Annotated in this window: 15 protein-coding genes; 11 read left to right on the top strand and 4 right to left on the bottom strand. The window is 74.8% G+C overall.

Going from position 1 to position 13869, the window contains the following annotated elements; genetic code table 11:
• Nucleotides 1-14 precede the first annotated feature (14 nt).
• Nucleotides 15-2087: a glycogen debranching N-terminal domain-containing protein gene (locus tag AB0B02_RS24375; RefSeq protein ID WP_281934749.1), complete on the bottom strand. Its 2073-nt coding sequence runs from the start codon at nt 2085-2087 to the stop codon at nt 15-17.
• Nucleotides 2084-2467, bottom strand: a complete 384-nt coding sequence (locus AB0B02_RS24380) for an SCP2 sterol-binding domain-containing protein (RefSeq protein WP_281934751.1) — start codon at nt 2465-2467, stop codon at nt 2084-2086. Before AB0B02_RS24380 ends, AB0B02_RS24375 begins: the two co-directional genes overlap by 4 nt.
• A 135-nt stretch (nt 2468-2602) precedes the next feature.
• Between AB0B02_RS24380 and AB0B02_RS24385 the strand changes: the two genes are divergently transcribed.
• Nucleotides 2603-3583, top strand: a complete 981-nt coding sequence (locus AB0B02_RS24385; protein WP_357303806.1) for a glycoside hydrolase family 88 protein — start codon at nt 2603-2605, stop codon at nt 3581-3583.
• Here the strand turns inward: AB0B02_RS24385 and AB0B02_RS24390 are convergent.
• Nucleotides 3567-4076 carry a DinB family protein gene (locus AB0B02_RS24390; RefSeq protein WP_281934755.1) on the bottom strand — a complete coding sequence of 170 codons (510 nt, stop codon included), beginning with the start codon at nt 4074-4076 and terminating at the stop codon, nt 3567-3569. The two genes, AB0B02_RS24385 and AB0B02_RS24390, sit on opposite strands and share 17 nt — an antisense overlap.
• An 88-nt stretch (nt 4077-4164) precedes the next feature.
• On the opposite strand from AB0B02_RS24390, the gene AB0B02_RS24395 reads away from it, so the two are divergent.
• The 5 genes from AB0B02_RS24395 (at nt 4165) to AB0B02_RS24415 (ending at nt 9421) form a co-directional block, all read left to right on the top strand.
• Nucleotides 4165-4680: a 2'-5' RNA ligase family protein gene (locus AB0B02_RS24395; RefSeq protein WP_357303811.1), complete on the top strand. Its 516-nt coding sequence runs from the start codon at nt 4165-4167 to the stop codon at nt 4678-4680.
• Nucleotides 4681-4852: 172 nt separating this feature from the next.
• On the top strand, nt 4853-5962 hold the full coding sequence (locus AB0B02_RS24400; protein WP_357303814.1) for a hypothetical protein: 1110 nt from the start codon (nt 4853-4855) through the stop codon (nt 5960-5962).
• 23 nt (nt 5963-5985) lie between these two features.
• Nucleotides 5986-6813 carry an MEDS domain-containing protein gene (locus AB0B02_RS24405; protein ID WP_357303818.1) on the top strand — a complete coding sequence of 276 codons (828 nt, stop codon included), beginning with the start codon at nt 5986-5988 and terminating at the stop codon, nt 6811-6813.
• Entirely contained in the window at nt 6810-7769 is a 960-nt protein-coding gene (locus AB0B02_RS24410) for a sensor histidine kinase (protein ID WP_357303821.1), read from the top strand. The genes AB0B02_RS24405 and AB0B02_RS24410 overlap by 4 nt, the downstream gene beginning before the upstream one ends.
• A gap of 119 nt (nt 7770-7888) precedes the next feature.
• Entirely contained in the window at nt 7889-9421 is a 1533-nt protein-coding gene (locus tag AB0B02_RS24415) for a hypothetical protein (RefSeq protein ID WP_357303824.1), read from the top strand.
• 3 nt (nt 9422-9424) lie between these two features.
• Here AB0B02_RS24415 and AB0B02_RS24420 read toward each other — a convergent pair whose 3' ends face one another.
• Entirely contained in the window at nt 9425-10432 is a 1008-nt protein-coding gene (locus tag AB0B02_RS24420; RefSeq protein ID WP_281934765.1) for an NADP-dependent oxidoreductase, read from the bottom strand.
• A 48-nt stretch (nt 10433-10480) separates the two neighbouring features.
• Here AB0B02_RS24420 and AB0B02_RS24425 point away from each other — a divergent pair, with 48 nt between their 5' ends.
• From AB0B02_RS24425 to AB0B02_RS24445, 5 genes are all read left to right on the top strand, one after another.
• Nucleotides 10481-10858 carry a MerR family transcriptional regulator gene (locus AB0B02_RS24425; RefSeq protein WP_281934767.1) on the top strand — a complete coding sequence of 126 codons (378 nt, stop codon included), beginning with the start codon at nt 10481-10483 and terminating at the stop codon, nt 10856-10858.
• 79 nt (nt 10859-10937) lie between these two features.
• On the top strand, nt 10938-11312 hold the full coding sequence (locus AB0B02_RS24430; protein WP_357303829.1) for a hypothetical protein: 375 nt from the start codon (nt 10938-10940) through the stop codon (nt 11310-11312).
• Between the two features lie 43 nt (nt 11313-11355).
• Nucleotides 11356-12312: a prolyl aminopeptidase gene (gene pip / locus AB0B02_RS24435; protein WP_357303832.1), complete on the top strand. Its 957-nt coding sequence runs from the start codon at nt 11356-11358 to the stop codon at nt 12310-12312.
• A 54-nt stretch (nt 12313-12366) separates the two neighbouring features.
• Nucleotides 12367-13200, top strand: a complete 834-nt coding sequence (locus tag AB0B02_RS24440; protein ID WP_357303835.1) for a metallophosphoesterase — start codon at nt 12367-12369, stop codon at nt 13198-13200.
• The gene (locus AB0B02_RS24445) at nt 13197-13856 is read left to right on the top strand and encodes a 4'-phosphopantetheinyl transferase superfamily protein (RefSeq protein ID WP_281934773.1); all 660 of its coding nucleotides are present in this window, start codon (nt 13197-13199) and stop codon (nt 13854-13856) included. Before AB0B02_RS24440 ends, AB0B02_RS24445 begins: the two co-directional genes overlap by 4 nt.
• Nucleotides 13857-13869 lie beyond the last annotated feature (13 nt).

Consider the following 13869-nt stretch of genomic DNA (forward strand, 5'->3'; position numbering starts at 1 on the left):
GGCTGACAGCGGGGTCAGGCCGCCTCCCGGGTGCCGGCCCGCAGCCGTCGGCGGCTGGCCCGTTCCCGGCCGTACGAGTCGGTCCGCCCCCACCGGCCCGGCACGTCGAGCAGCTCGATCCGGCCGTAGCCGGCCGGGATGGCCGGGTCCACCAGCAGGTTGTCGCCGCACGGACGCAATCCCAGCATGACCGCGACCAGCATCAGCAGGCCGCCGGAGGCCCACGACTGCGGTCGGCCGGCGGCCGGGAGCTGCACCGGGTACTTGGTGACCCGGCGCGGGTAGCCGGCGATCACCTCCGGCACCGACCCGCCGAGCGTCTCCGCCACCCCGAGCACGCCGGCGGCGATCTGGGCGGCCTCCGCGTCGTACCCGTAGCGGCGCAGACCGGCCGCGACGAGCGCGTTGTCCGACGGCCAGACCGCGCCGAGGTGCGCGCCGACCGGGTTGTACGGCCGCTGCCCCTCGGCGTACGTGCGCACGCCCCAGCCGGAGAAGAGATCCGGCCCGCACAGGTGGGCGGCGAGCGAGTCGGCCCGCCCGGGTTCCACGATGCCGCTCCAGAGCAGGTGCCCGAGGGCGGAGGTGAGCGCGTCGACCGGCTCCCCGTCGGGGGTGAGCGCCAGCGCGTAGTAGCCCCGCTGCGGGAGCCAGAAGTCCCGGTTGAACCGTTCCCGCAGCCGCGCCGCGTCGGCCTCCAGCCGCTCGGCGTACTCCGGGTCGTCCCAGAACTCCCGGGCCAACCGGGCGCCCCGGATCCGCGCGTCGTACGCGTACCCCTGGAGTTCGGCGGTGGCGCGCGGGAACGGCGGCTCGACGCCGTGCCGGTCGACGATCGCCTCCGGCGAGTTGCGCCAGGTCTGGTTGGCCAGCCCGTTGACCGTGTTGCGCGGCTGGTAGCGCAGGTAGCCGTCGCCGTACGGGTCGCCGTACTCGGTCAGCCAGTCCAGCGCCATCCGGGCCGGGTGACGCAGTTGCCGGACCAGGTCCGCGTCGCCGCTCCAGCGTTCGTACTCGTCGAGCAGGACGACGAAGAGTGGCGTGGTGTCGGCCGCCCCGTAGTAGAGCGCGGTCGGCTCCTCGTCGAACGCGGCCGCCTCGCCGTACCGCAGCTCGCCGAGGATCTTGCCGGGCTCCTCGTCGTGGTAGTCGTCGAGCTGACCGCCCTGCAACAGCGCGAGCATCCGCAGCGTCGGCGGCGTCAGTTCGGGGGTGAACGGCAGCGTCTCCAGGCAGGTGATCAGCGCGTCGCGCCCGTACAGCGTCATCGCCCAGGGCAACCCGCCGACCGGCACCCGCTCGGCGTACGCCAGGGGGGTGTACCGCAGCGCGGCCAGGTCGGTCAGCGCCTGCCGGTACGCGGCGGCCAGGGGTTGGCGTTCGGCGACGAGTTGCGGCGCCTGGTCGCGCCAACGGGCCAGGTCGTCGTGCATGCCCTGCCGGACCCGCTTGCGGTGCGCCTCGATGTCGGCCCGCAGGTCCCGTTCCCCGGCGCCCTGGATGATCATCCGGACGTGCAGGTCGGTGTGCCACGCGCCGTTCGGGTCGACCCGGATGCGGAACGTCATCCCCCGCTGGTCGACCTCGACCGGCGCGGTGCTGGAGACGCGGGTCTCCCGGGTGAACCGTCCGCGCTGGTAGCGGATCCGCAGCTCGCGCTGCTCCGGGTCGGCGGTGGCCACCGGCCGGCGCGGCGCGGGATGGCGGATCTCGGCGGTGTCGGCGAAGTCGCTGCCGATCTCCATCCGCACGATGAAGTCGGCCGGCTCGGCGGCGTGGTTCAGCACCGTGATCCGCTCGTGGAACGTCTCCCCGAGCGAGCGGTAACGGATCACCGAGACGTCCGCGTCCACGTAGTGGCTGGCGGCGCCGGGTACCAGCACGTAGCGGGTCTCGTAGTAGGTCAGGTCGTCCCGGGAGAGCGAGTGCAGCCGCTCGCCGTCGACCGTCAGCACCCAGCGGCACAGGAACCGGGTGTCGAAGGAGAACAGGCCGATCGGCGCGCACGGGTGGGCCTCCATGTCGCCCTGCGCGTCGCCCATGGCGAACACGTTGCCGGTGAGGACGGAGACCAGTTCCTGCTTCATCGGGCCGCCGGCCGGTGGAGGGAGCCGGTCACGTCCCGGGGGTGCCGGGCGTCCGGTGGGCCGGGGAAGATCCGGCGCAACGTCATCAGCAGTCTCAGGTTGCCGTGCACGGTGATGGCGTTGCTCAGGAGCGCCGCGGCGACGTGCAGGCGGCCCGCGGCGATCCGGTCGAACACCTCCCGGTCGGCGTGGACGATCAGCTCCGCCTCCTCGGCCGAGCGGGCCACCCGGACGTCCTGCCGGTCGATGGTCAGATACCAGTGTTCCGTCCGGCCGCCGTCCCGGAGGTCGAGGCGGACGGTGCCGGAGGTGGTCTCCGGCAGTTCGGGGTGCCGGCCGGCCGCTCCCCGGGCCAGGTGCTCCGCGGCCGAGGTGGTCATCGCTGCCTCCTTTGTCCGTCCTCGCGGGTGCCCGACGTGCGGCTCCGCCCGTGGGCGCAGCGTTCCCGCCGCCCGGGTGAGACCAACTCACCCGCTCCGGGTGAGACGGGCCGGCGCACCGGGTACGGAACGTTCATGTCGACGACCGCTGATGCCACCACCGACCGGGTGCTGCTCGCGCTGCTGACCATGCAGCGGGAGTCCTGGGAGCAGGGGATCACCGGGCAGGCGCTGCTCGACCTGGGCCGCCTCGACGCGGCGACGCTCGTCGCGGACGCCGCGGTGACCCGGCAACGGCCCGACGGCCGGCTCGGTGAGCTGGCCGGGTCGGTGGGCGCGGTGAACGGCGCCGCCTGCGGCGAGGTGGTCCGGCACGCCGCGATCAGCACCGGCGATCCGAGGTACGCCGCCGCGCTGGACGCCCAGCTCGACTGGCTGACGCGCCGGGCCCCCCGGGACGCCGACGGCACGCTGTTCCACCTGCTGGACGGCCGCCAGGTGTGGGCCGACACGGTCTACATGGTGGTGCCGCTGCTCGCGCTGACCGGCCGGACGGAGCTGGCCGCCGCCCAGGTGACGGGGCACCGGCGCCGGCTGCACGACACGCGTACCGGCCTCTACGCGGCCCGCTGGGACGCCGACCGGGGCGAGCTGGACCGCCCGCAGCCGTGGGGCACCGGCAACGGCTGGGTGGTGGCCGGGATCGCCCGGGCGCTGCGCCTGGCGTCGGGCTGGCCGGCGGGGACGCGCGCCGAGCTGGCCGGGCACGCCGCGGAGGTGCTGACCGCCTGCCTGCGGTACCGCACCGACGACGGCCTCTTTCCCGACGTGCTCGACGACCCCGGCACGTTCCGCGAGGCGAACGCCGCCCAACTGCTCGGCTACGCGGCGTTGACCGGGGTGGCCGACGGGTGGCTGCCGCCGTCGTGGTTCGACACCGGCGCGGAGCTGCTGGCCGCCGCCGCCCGGCGGGTGGACCGGTACGGGCGGGTGACAGGCGTCAGCGGCGCGCCGGACTTCGCCGGGCCGGGCACCTCCCCCGAGGCGCAGGCGTGCTTCCTGCTCGGGCAGGCCGCACTGGGTCGGGCGCGGGCGTTGCTCAGCGCCGCCGGATGAGCCCGCGCACGTAGGCGGCCTGCCCGGCGTGCTGGAGGTCGTCGTCGAGCACGCTCACCAGCCGGACGCCGAGCGTGACCGGCGGGTCCCAGTTCTCGTCCACCACCCGGTCCAGGTCGGCCGGACGCAGCCCGCGCAGGTACGCCACGCTCCGCTCCACCACCGCCCGGTGGTAGTCGAGCAGCACGTCACCGTTCTCCGGGCGCACGGCGGCGATCTGCTCGGGCCCGTGGCCGTAGCCGGTGTCGTCCGGATCGGGGCGCAGGCCGCACCGGCCCGCCCAGTCGCCGGTGACCCAGAGCTGCCGCTCGCCGAGCAGGTCGGCGACGTGGTGGTCCTGGATCCGGGTCAGGTGCCAGACGAGCCAGCCCACCGGGTTCGCCCCGTCCGCCGGGGCCTGCCGTAGCTGATCCGGGTCGAGCCCGTCGAGTGCTCCGGCGACCAGGTCCGGCAGTCGCCCGTACGCCTCGGTCAGCAGGTCGTTCACGTCCACGTGCGCCTCACTCCCCCACCGTCTCGTGTCGTCCCCGGGGCAGTACCGCCCAGCGGGGGCGGCAAACCTCGCCGCCTAGGGTGGTCGGGTGGTCGCGGCGCTGGAGCTGTATCTGGACACCGACGCCTCCCGGCGGATCCGGGTGTTGTGGGACCTGCTGGAGTCCGAGGGGGTGCCGAGCATGCGGTCGCTGCTGGCGCAGCGGCACCGCCCGCACGTCTCGCTGGCCGTCGCGCCCCGCCTCGACCCGGAACGGGTGGCCGCGGCGCTCGCCGGGACGGTGGTGGCCGCGCCGCTGCGCCTGGAGTTCCAGCACGCCGGCCAGTTCGTCGGACGGGTGCTCTGGCTCGGGCCGGCGCCCACGTCGGAGCTGCTGGCCCACCACGCCGGGGTGCACGAACGGCTGGCCCGGGCCGGTGTCGGCGTGGTGGAGCACTACCGGCCGGGGCGCTGGGTGCCGCACTGCACGCTCTCCATGCGGGTGCCGAACCCGCTGATGGCCGCCGCGGTGCGTCGCTGCCTGGAGGTGCTGCCGCTGACCGCCACCGTGGTCGGCGCCGCCGTGACCGACCACGCCCGCGACATCGCCCGGCCCCTTCCCTGATCCCACCGGCCGGCGGACGACCGGCCCGGAGACCGGGTTTCGCGCCATCTGCGCCTACCTGTGGCGATTCGCGCCGATCCGGGGCAAGCTGAGGAAAGCGCAGGTCAGAGCCATTCTGGCCACCCGAGGACGTGCGGCCGGAGCGCGTACGAGCCCACCGAAGGAGACCGCGATGGCCGCACCCGTGATCCGTTCCGTCACCGCCACCCGAACCGTCCTGCTGCCCGGGCAGTCGACCACCGTACGGGTCGACGCCTACCACCCCGACTCGCGGCTGCTCACCGTCGCCGGCCGGGTCAGCGACCCCACCGGCGCCGCCTGGGACGCTCCGGTCCGGGTGGACCTGAGCGTCCCGTTGACCATCCAGCTCACCAGCATGTCGCCCGGCGTGACGGTCATCCCGAGCGGGACCGACCCGACCACCTTCACGGTCACCGTCCTGGCCGGCCGGGGTCCGGTCACGGTGACCGCGACGGCGCGGGACGGCGCCGGCCGCACCGGCGCCGGCACCCTCACGCTGACGGTGCCGCTGCTGGTCGGGATGAGCGCCGAGAAGGGGGCCCGGACCCGGCAGGTGGTCGCCGACTATCCGGGCATCCGCTACATGCGCGACTACGGCACCGACGGCCCGGACGCCGACGCGTTGCCGGAGCTGCCCGCGCTCGACGCCGGCAAGTTCGTCGACGCGCCGTCGGCCGTCATGCACGTCTCCTGGAAGGACGACGTCGAGCAGTTGGCGGGCTGGCTCGACGGCGTGCGCCGGCCGATCTACCTGACCTGGTGGCACGAACCGATGGGCGACGTGCCGCCGGCGACGTACCGGGCCACCGCGGGCCGGGTGACCCAGATCGTGGCCGGGCACCCCAACCGGCGCTGGGTGCTCGGGCACGGCCCGATCGTCACCCGCTACTGGCTGGACGAGGGCGGCGGCGACCCGGCCGACTGGGCCTATCCGGGCATGACGCACTACGGCGTGGACTGCTTCTCGCGGGACACCGCCGCGTACTGGCCCGCCTCCCGGATGTTCGGGGTGGCCTTCGGCAAGGTGCGCGCCGCCTGCCCCGGCGTCCGGCTGCTGGTGCCCGAGTACGGGCTGAGCCGGACCACCGCCGACACCACCGGCGCCGGCCGGGCGCAGGCGGTCCGGGACCACGTCGGCTGGCTGCGTCAGCAGACCGACGTGGACGCGATCGCGTACTGGAACAACTGGGCCGACTTCGCGCTGGGTGACCCGCCGCTCGACGCCACCGCCTGGCGCGATCTCCAGTTCGTCGCGGCATAGGATGGGTCGATGAGGCGGAGCCGGTGACCGACGGGGGCGTGACGGACCCGGGCCACGGCCATGCCTGCCTCGCCTACGACGACCCGGTGGTGTTCCACGCCTGGGCGGTCGAGCAGGTCACCACCGGTCTCGCCGCGGGCGAGCAGGTCTGGCTGGTCGGCCCGGAGGAGGCCGACACCGTGGCCCGGCGACTGGGCTCGGTGCCCGGCTTCGACGCCGCGCGGCGACGCGGCGCGGTCCGGCTGTTCCCGGTCGGCCACGCCTACCGCCACGACGAGGTCGTCGACCCGGAGCGGCAGGTGCAGGCGTACGCGCGGGCCACCACCGAGGCGCTGGCCGCCGGCCACACCGGCCTGCGGGTGCTGGCCGAGGCGACCAGCCTGGTCCGCACCGTCGCGCAGCGCGACGCCTTCGCCCGCTACGAGCACCGCATCGACCACTGGCTGCGGCACCGGCCGATGTCGGCGGTCTGCGCCTACGACCGGCGGGTGCTCGGCGACGCAGCGATCGCGGAGCTGGCCTGCATGCATCCGGAGACCAACACCGACGTGCCGTTCCGGTTGTACGCCGGCGGCGGTGACGCGGTGGTGGCGCTCGGCGGCGAGCTGGACCCGACCGACCACCGGCTCTTCGCCGCCGCGCTGGAGCGGGCCGATCCGCGCCCCACGGCCGGGCGGCTGGTGGTCGACGCGACCCGGCTGCGCTTCGTCGACCACCGCAGCCTGCTGCACCTGCGCGACCACGCCCGTCGGCACGACGCGGTCGCGGTGCTGCGCACCGGCCGGCCGGCCACGGCCCGGCTGGTCGAGCTGCTGGGCCTGACCGAGGTACGGGTGGAGGTGGTCCGGTGAGGACCGGCGCGGCCGCCGGCCACGTGGGCTACTTCCACGAGGCGCTCCTCTACGACTCCGACGACGAGTTGCTGGCCGTGGCGCTGCCGTTCCTGCTGGGCGGCATCAAGGCCGGCGAACGCGTGGCGGTGAGCCTCGACGCGCACCACGCCGAGCTGGTGCGCCGGGCGCTGCCCACCGACGCGGAGGTCACCTACCTGCCCGGCGGGGACGTCTACGCCCGACCCGCCGCGGCGATCCGGGCCTACCGGGAGTGGTTCGGTTCGGTCACGGTGGGCACGGCGCAGCTCCGGATGGTCGGCGAGCTGCCACCGGCGCTGCTCGGCGCGACCTGGGACGCGTGGGCCCGTTACGAGTCGGCGATCAACCACGCCTACGACGACTTCCCGATCTGGGGCATCTGCGCCTACGACCGGCGAGTCGTGCCGCCGCACGTGCTGGCCGACGTGGTGCGTACCCATCCCCGGATCGCCCGGCCGGACGGCAGCCACGAGCCGACCGGCGCCTACACCGCGCCGTCGACCTATCTGGCGGAGTGCCGGCCGGCCCCGCTGGACCCGGTTCAGCACACGACGCCGCTGGTCGAGCTGACCGACCCGACGCCGGCCCAGGCCCGCGAGGCGGTCCGCGCCGCCGACCCCGGGCACCTTCCGCCCGACGGCGTCGAGGACCTGGTGATGGCCGTCAGCGAGGTGGTGTGCAACGCGACGCGGCACGGGACGCCGCCGGTGCGCCTGCGGTTGTGGTCCGCATCGGACCGGATGGTGGTGAGCGTCCACGATCGGGGCGCCGGCCCCAAGGACCCGTACGCCGGGCTGCTGCCGGCCGGTGACGGCACCGAGGGTGGCCTGGGATTGTGGATCAGCCACCAGAGTTGCGACCACGTGACGCACCACCGGGACGTCGACGGTTTCACCATCCGCCTGACGGCGGGGAATCCGCACTTCCCGGTCTGACCGTCGGACCGACCGGCGGGCCGGGGGCGGGGCGGGGCGAGCGCCGCGCGCGCACACGGTACCGTTGCGCCTCATCGTGCCCCGCGGCCTGGCGCTGGCGAACCGACGGAGGATGGCGCATGTCCAACGGTGAGGAACCGTTCGCACCCCACGACGACGTGTCCGCGCGACCGCGGTTCGACCCGGCGCTGCGCGGCTACGACAAACGGCAGGTCGACCGGTACGTCGAGCAGATGGACGGCGAGATCGGCGCGTTGACCGCCGCCCGGGACCGGGCGTACGCCCAGATCCGTGACCTGACCACGCAGGTGCAGCGGGCGCAGGCCGAGACGGTCGAGCTGCGGGACCGTCCGACGGCGGTGGACCGGGCGTCGTTCCGCGACCTCGGCCCGATGGTCGACCAGATCCTCGACCTGGCCGAGAAGCAGGCCGGCCAGATCACCGAGATGGCCACCAAGCGCGCCGACGACTTCCAGGCCCAGGCCGAGCGGGTGCTGACCGCGGCCCAGGAGCAGGCCGCCCGAGACCGGCGCGAGCTGGAGGAGGAACTGTCCAGCCGCCGGGCCGAGCAGGAGCGGGCCGACGAGGAGCGCCGGGTCGCCGCGCAGGCGGAACTGGCTGCGGTCCGGGAGCTGGCGGAGAAGCTGCGCGCCGAGGGTCAGGCCGTGCACGACCGGGCCCAGCAGGAGGCGAAGCGGATCAGCGAGCAGACCACGCAGCAGGTCGAGCAGGCCCGGTCCGCGTCCGAGGCGCTGGTGAAGGCCGCCCGCACCCAGATCCAGCAGGAGGTGCAGGCCAACCGGAGCAAGGCCCAGCAGGAGCTGGCCCAGTGGCAGGCGACCATGGCCCGCGAGCTGGACGAGCGGCGGGCCGCGGCCGAGCAGGAGTTGGCCGACCGGGCGACGGCCGCCGAGCGGGACATCGCCGCGCTGGTCGCCGAGGCCCAGCAGTACGCGACCGAGGTGCGTGAGCGGGCCGACGAGGAGACCGCGGCGCACCAGGTGCGGCTCACCGCCGTGCAGCGGGAGATCCAGCAGCGGCAGGAGGCGCTGGCCCAGCTCAAGGGCGAGCTGGAGACCGTCGGCAAGCAGTTGGAGCAGGCCCGTGGGGAGATCACCACGATCGAGCGGGCCGGCGCCGAGCTGGAGGAGCGGCTGGTCGGCGTACGCCGGGACCTGACCGCCGAGACCAAGCGGCTGGACGAGGCGCGGCGCGCGGCGGAGCTGGCCGAGCAGCACGCCAAGGAGACGCGGGCCCGGGTGCAGCGGGAGGCCAAGCGGGTGGCGGACCTGGCCGCGGCGGCGGTGATGGCGGCCGCCGCGGGTGGTGGCGAGACCGCCGAGTATCCGCAGGTGGCGGCGCGGCTGATGGGGACCGTCGCGGCGGCGACCGAGCCGGTGCCGGTCGAGCGGACCGACACCGACCGGGCGGAGGTCGAGCGGGCGGAGGTCGAGCGGGACGAGCACGACCGGCCCCGGGCCGGGCGCGCGGAGGCCGAGCGGGACGACGTCGACCGGCCGCGCGCCGAGCCGTTCATCGAGCGGCTGGACGGGCCGAGCTTCGACGCGTTCGCGGTGCGGACGCCGGCGCCCCGCGCGGTGCCCGAGGCGGAGACCACCGGGCCGGACACCGGCGTCCGCGCCCCGGCCTGACGGTCAGGCGACGCCGTCCGCGGCGGGCTCGTCGTCGAGCGTGACGACGAGCTTGCCGGTGACCCGGCCGGTGTCGGCGCGCGCGTGCGCGGCGGCCAGCTCGGACAGTGGATAGCTCCGCTCGATGTGGACCGTGAGCTGTCCCGCGTCGACGAGGTCGCGGATCGTGTCGAGCGGCCGGGTCAGTTGTGTCCCGCCCAGCCAACGGTAGCGTCGGCCCCGTCGGTGGGCCTGCTGTTCCGTGACGCCCGGGTCCAGCGCGGCGCCGAGCAGCAGGCCGTCCGGGCGGAGCGCGTCGAGCGACAGTCGTCCGTAGTCGCCGCCGACCAGGTCGAGGACGACGTCCACGTCGCGGGCGACGCGGCGGAAGTCGGTGCGGGTGTAGTCGACGGGTTCGTGCACGCCGAGGTCGCGCAGGAACCGGTGGTGTGCGGCGCGGGCCGTGCCGAACACGTACGCGCCGCGTTGCCGGGCGAGCTGGACCGCGAGGTGGCCGACCCCGCCGGCGGCGGCGTGGATCAGGATCCGTTGGCCGGGGCGCAGGTCCGCGTACTCGACGACGGCGAGGAGCGCGGTGCGCGCCGCGACCGGCAGCGCGGCCGCCGTCGGGTGGTCCACGGTGGCGGGCCGGGTGGCCAGGCTCGCCTCCGGTACCGAGACGACCTCCGCGTACGTCCCGATGAAGTGGATGCCGTAGACCTCGTCCCCGACCCGGAACCGGCCGTCCGGCGCGGCCTCGACGACGGTGCCGGACAGGTCCGAGCCGAGGACCAGTGGCGGCGGACCGAGTTCGGGCACGAGCCCGCGGCGGATCTTCGTCTCGCCCTGGTTGACCGACGCCGCGTGCACCCGGACCAGGGCGTGTCCGGGCGCCCGGACGGGTCGTGGCAGCCGGACCGTGCGCAGCACGTCGGGTCCACCGAACCGGGTGACGACGCCGGCGCGGATCAGGTCGGGCCCGGGCGGCGGCGGGCCCGGCGGGGCGGCGGATCCGGAGGGTTGAGTGGTCATGGCCAGCACCGTAAAGTCTTACATCGATGTGAGAGTCAAGGAGTCGCCGTGCGGATCGGTGAGCTGTCCCGGCGGACCGGAATTCCGGTGCGGATGCTGCGGTACTACGAGGAGCGCGGGCTGCTGACGCCGGCGCGCGCCCCGAGCGGCTACCGGCGGTACGCCGAGGCGGACGTGGACCGGGCCACGCTGGTCAGCAGCCTGATCAGGTCGGGGCTGCCGACCCGGCTGATCCTGCCGTTGCTCCGCGACCCGTACGGCCCGGTGGCCGGCGGGGGGCCGGGCGACGAGGAGGGCGAGATGGTCGCGCTCTTCACCGCCGAACTGGCCCGCCTCGACGATCGGATCGCGTGCATGAGCCTGAGCCGGGACGCGGTACGCCGGCACCTGCGACTACGGCGTGCCCGGGCGCGGGCGGAGCGCTGATCCCCGACACCCTTGCCACCCGCGTTTGCGATATGCAAATATGTGGATCAATTTGCCGTCTCGACTTCGGGGGTTCGACATGCGGAAGGCATCCTCGATCGGCGCGGCGGCGCTCCTGACCGTCGCCGCGGCGGGGGTCGCGGTGGTGGGCGCGGCGGCGCCGGCCAGCGCGAGCTGTAGCCACTCCCACTCCAACGTGGACACCAAGTTCGGCCAGCTCTTCAACGCCACCAACGTCAACATCCGCAGCGGCCCGCACACCACCTGCGGTTCCCTGGGCTACGGCCAGCTCAGCCACAACGTCGACTTCCACTGCTTCGCCAGCGGCGACCGGGTCAGCGCGAACGGGCACACCACCTACACCTGGACCTACCTGCGGGACACCACCACCGGTGTCTCCGGCTGGGTCGCCGACGCGCTGCTCGACAACCTCGGCGGCAACGTCGCCTGCTGAGCGGGCCCACGCGACGCGGGTCGGGCGGGCAGAATCCCCGGGCATGACCGGAGTCGCCCTCCACCCGCCCGTCGAGCCGTACGCCACCCACCGGGTCCCGGTCGGTGACGGCCACGTCCTGCACGTGGAGGAGGTCGGCCGGACGGACGGCGTACCCGTGGTGTTCCTGCACGGTGGGCCCGGCGGTGGTCTGGTGCCGGCGGCGCGGCGGTTCTTCGATCCCGGGCGCTACCGCGCGGTGCTGTTCGACCAGCGCGGCGCGGGCCGCAGCACCCCGTTCGGCGAGCTGCGGGCCAACACCACCGGGCACCTGGTGGCCGACCTGGAGACCATCCGGCGGCGGCTCGGCATCGACAGGTGGCTGGTGTTCGGCGGTTCGTGGGGTGTCACGCTCGGCCTGGCGTACGCGCAGGCGCACCCGGACCGGGTGACCGGCCTGGTGCTGCGCGGCGTGCTGCTGCTGCGGCGCAGCGAGCGGGACTGGTTCTACCAGGGCGGCCTGCGTCACCTCCAGCCCGAGGAGTGGGCGCGGTTCGTCGCCCCGATCCCGCCGGCCGAACGCGACGACGTGCTGGCCGCCTACCACCGGCGGTTGCACGGCCCGGACGCCGACGTGGCGCGGGCCTGCGCGCGCTCCTGGGGGCGGTGGGAGGCGGTGAACTCCTCGCTGCGCCCCGACCCGGCGGTGCTCGAACACTTCACCGCCGACGCGCAGGCGTTGCCGATCGCCCGGATCCTGTCGCACTACGCGGTGCACGGCGGCTTCCTCGCGGAGGGGCAACTACTCGACGGCGTGGACCGGATCCGCCACCTGCCGGCCGTGATCGTCAACGGCCGCTACGACCTGTGCTGCCCGCCGGTGTCCGCGTACGACCTGGCCCGCCGGTGGCCGGAGGCGGAGCTGCGGATCGTGCCGGACGCGGGCCACTCGGCGGCCGAGCCGGGCATCGCGCGGGAGCTGCTGCGCGCCGTCGACCGGGTCGCCGACCTGATCGGCTGAACACCGCCCTCCCGCGCCTGGCCATTCGGGACCGTCGCTGGCAAGATCGGCCGAATGACGGGTGCGCTGTACGCGGTCAGTGATCTCCACGTGTCGTACCCGGAGAACCGGGCGGTGGTGGACGGCCTGCGACCGGAGTCGGCGGACGACTGGCTGATCGTGGCCGGCGACGTCGGTGAGCTGTTCGCCGACATCGAGCGGACGTTGGCGCAGCTCCGCGACCGGTTCGCCCGGGTGGTCTGGGCGCCCGGCAACCACGAGCTGTGGACCCATCCCACCGACCCGGTGACGCTGCGCGGGGTGGCACGCTACGAGGCGCTCGTCGCCATGTGCCGGGGCCTGGGCGTGCTCACCCCGGAGGACGACTATCCGGTGTGGCAGGGCGCGGACGGGCCGGTCACCGTGGCCCCGCTGTTCCTGCTCTACGACTACTCGTTCCGCGCCCCGGGCACGTCCACCAAGGAGGAGTCGCTGCGCGTGGCGTACGAGTCCGGGGTGGTGTGCACCGACGAGATGCTGCTGCATCCCGACCCGTACCCGGACCGGGAGTCATGGTGCTGGGCGCGGCTGGCGGCGACCGAACGGCGGCTGGCGGCGACCGACCCGGCGCTGCCGACCGTGTTGATCAACCACTGGCCGCTGGTCCGTCAGCCCACCGACGTGCTCTGGTTCCCGGAGTTCGCGCAGTGGTGCGGCACCGAGCGCAGCGCCGACTGGCACGTGCGGCACCGGGCCGCCGTCGCGGTCTACGGCCACCTGCACATCCCCCGCACCACCCACTACGACGGGGTGCGGTTCGAGGAGGTGTCGCTGGGTTACCCGCGGGAGTGGGGCCGCCGGGGCGACGAGCCGCGCCCGATGCTGCGGATCCTCGGCGGCGCCCCGTGATCGAGGCGTTGCTGCCGTCGGCGGCGGTGGCCGTCGAGGCGTTCACCGACCGGGCCGGCGACGAGCCGTACCCCGGGGAGGAGGACCTGGTGGCCCGCGCGGTGGCCAGCCGCCGTCAGGAGTTCGTCACCGCCCGGCGCTGCGCGCGGGAGGCGCTGGCCCGGCTCGGGTACCCGCCGGCCCCGATCCGCCCCGGCCCCCGGCGGGAGCCGCTCTGGCCGGCCGGTGTGGTGGGCAGCATCACCCACTGCGCCGGGTACCGGGCGGCGGTGGTGGCCCCGGCCGCCGCGCTGGCCGGGCTGGGCATCGACGCCGAGCCGCACGGGCCGCTGCCCGAGGGGGTGGCCGACGCGGTCACCGTCGCCGGCGAGCCGGCGCACCTGGCCGGGCTGCGCGCCGCCGACGCGGGCGTGCACTGGGACCGACTGCTGTTCAGCGCGAAGGAGTCCGTCTACAAGGCGTGGTACCCGTTGACCAGCCGGTGGCTCGGCTTCGAGGAGGCTGAGCTGACGCTGGACCCGGCCGGCCGGTTCACCGCCCGGGTGCTGATCGACGGTACGCGGACCGACGGCGGGCCGCCGTTGGACGTGCTCGACGGCCGTTGGCTGGTGGAGCGCGGGCTGGTGGTGACCGCGGTGGTCGTGCCGCACCGCTGACCACTCCGTCCGG

Source organism: Micromonospora sp. NPDC049240 (genome assembly GCF_040647835.1).
In the GTDB taxonomy this organism is placed as follows: Bacteria; Actinomycetota; Actinomycetes; order Mycobacteriales; family Micromonosporaceae; genus Micromonospora.

Bases quoted from the DNA above. Each gene is read 5' to 3' on its own strand.
- AB0B02_RS24430 (WP_357303829.1), top strand. From the start codon at position 10,938: ATGCGGAAGGCATCCTCGATCGGCGCGGCGGCGCTCCTGACCGTCGCC.
- AB0B02_RS24400 (WP_357303814.1), top strand. From the start codon at position 4,853: ATGGCCGCACCCGTGATCCGTTCCGTCACCGCCACCCGAACCGTCCTG.
- AB0B02_RS24375 (WP_281934749.1), bottom strand. From the start codon at position 2,087: ATGAAGCAGGAACTGGTCTCCGTCCTCACCGGCAACGTGTTCGCCATG.
- AB0B02_RS24415 (WP_357303824.1), top strand. From the start codon at position 7,889: ATGTCCAACGGTGAGGAACCGTTCGCACCCCACGACGACGTGTCCGCG.
- pip (WP_357303832.1), top strand. From the start codon at position 11,356: ATGACCGGAGTCGCCCTCCACCCGCCCGTCGAGCCGTACGCCACCCAC.
- AB0B02_RS24440 (WP_357303835.1), top strand. From the start codon at position 12,367: ATGACGGGTGCGCTGTACGCGGTCAGTGATCTCCACGTGTCGTACCCG.
- AB0B02_RS24380 (WP_281934751.1), bottom strand. From the start codon at position 2,467: ATGACCACCTCGGCCGCGGAGCACCTGGCCCGGGGAGCGGCCGGCCGG.
- AB0B02_RS24420 (WP_281934765.1), bottom strand. From the start codon at position 10,432: ATGACCACTCAACCCTCCGGATCCGCCGCCCCGCCGGGCCCGCCGCCG.
- AB0B02_RS24385 (WP_357303806.1), top strand. From the start codon at position 2,603: ATGTCGACGACCGCTGATGCCACCACCGACCGGGTGCTGCTCGCGCTG.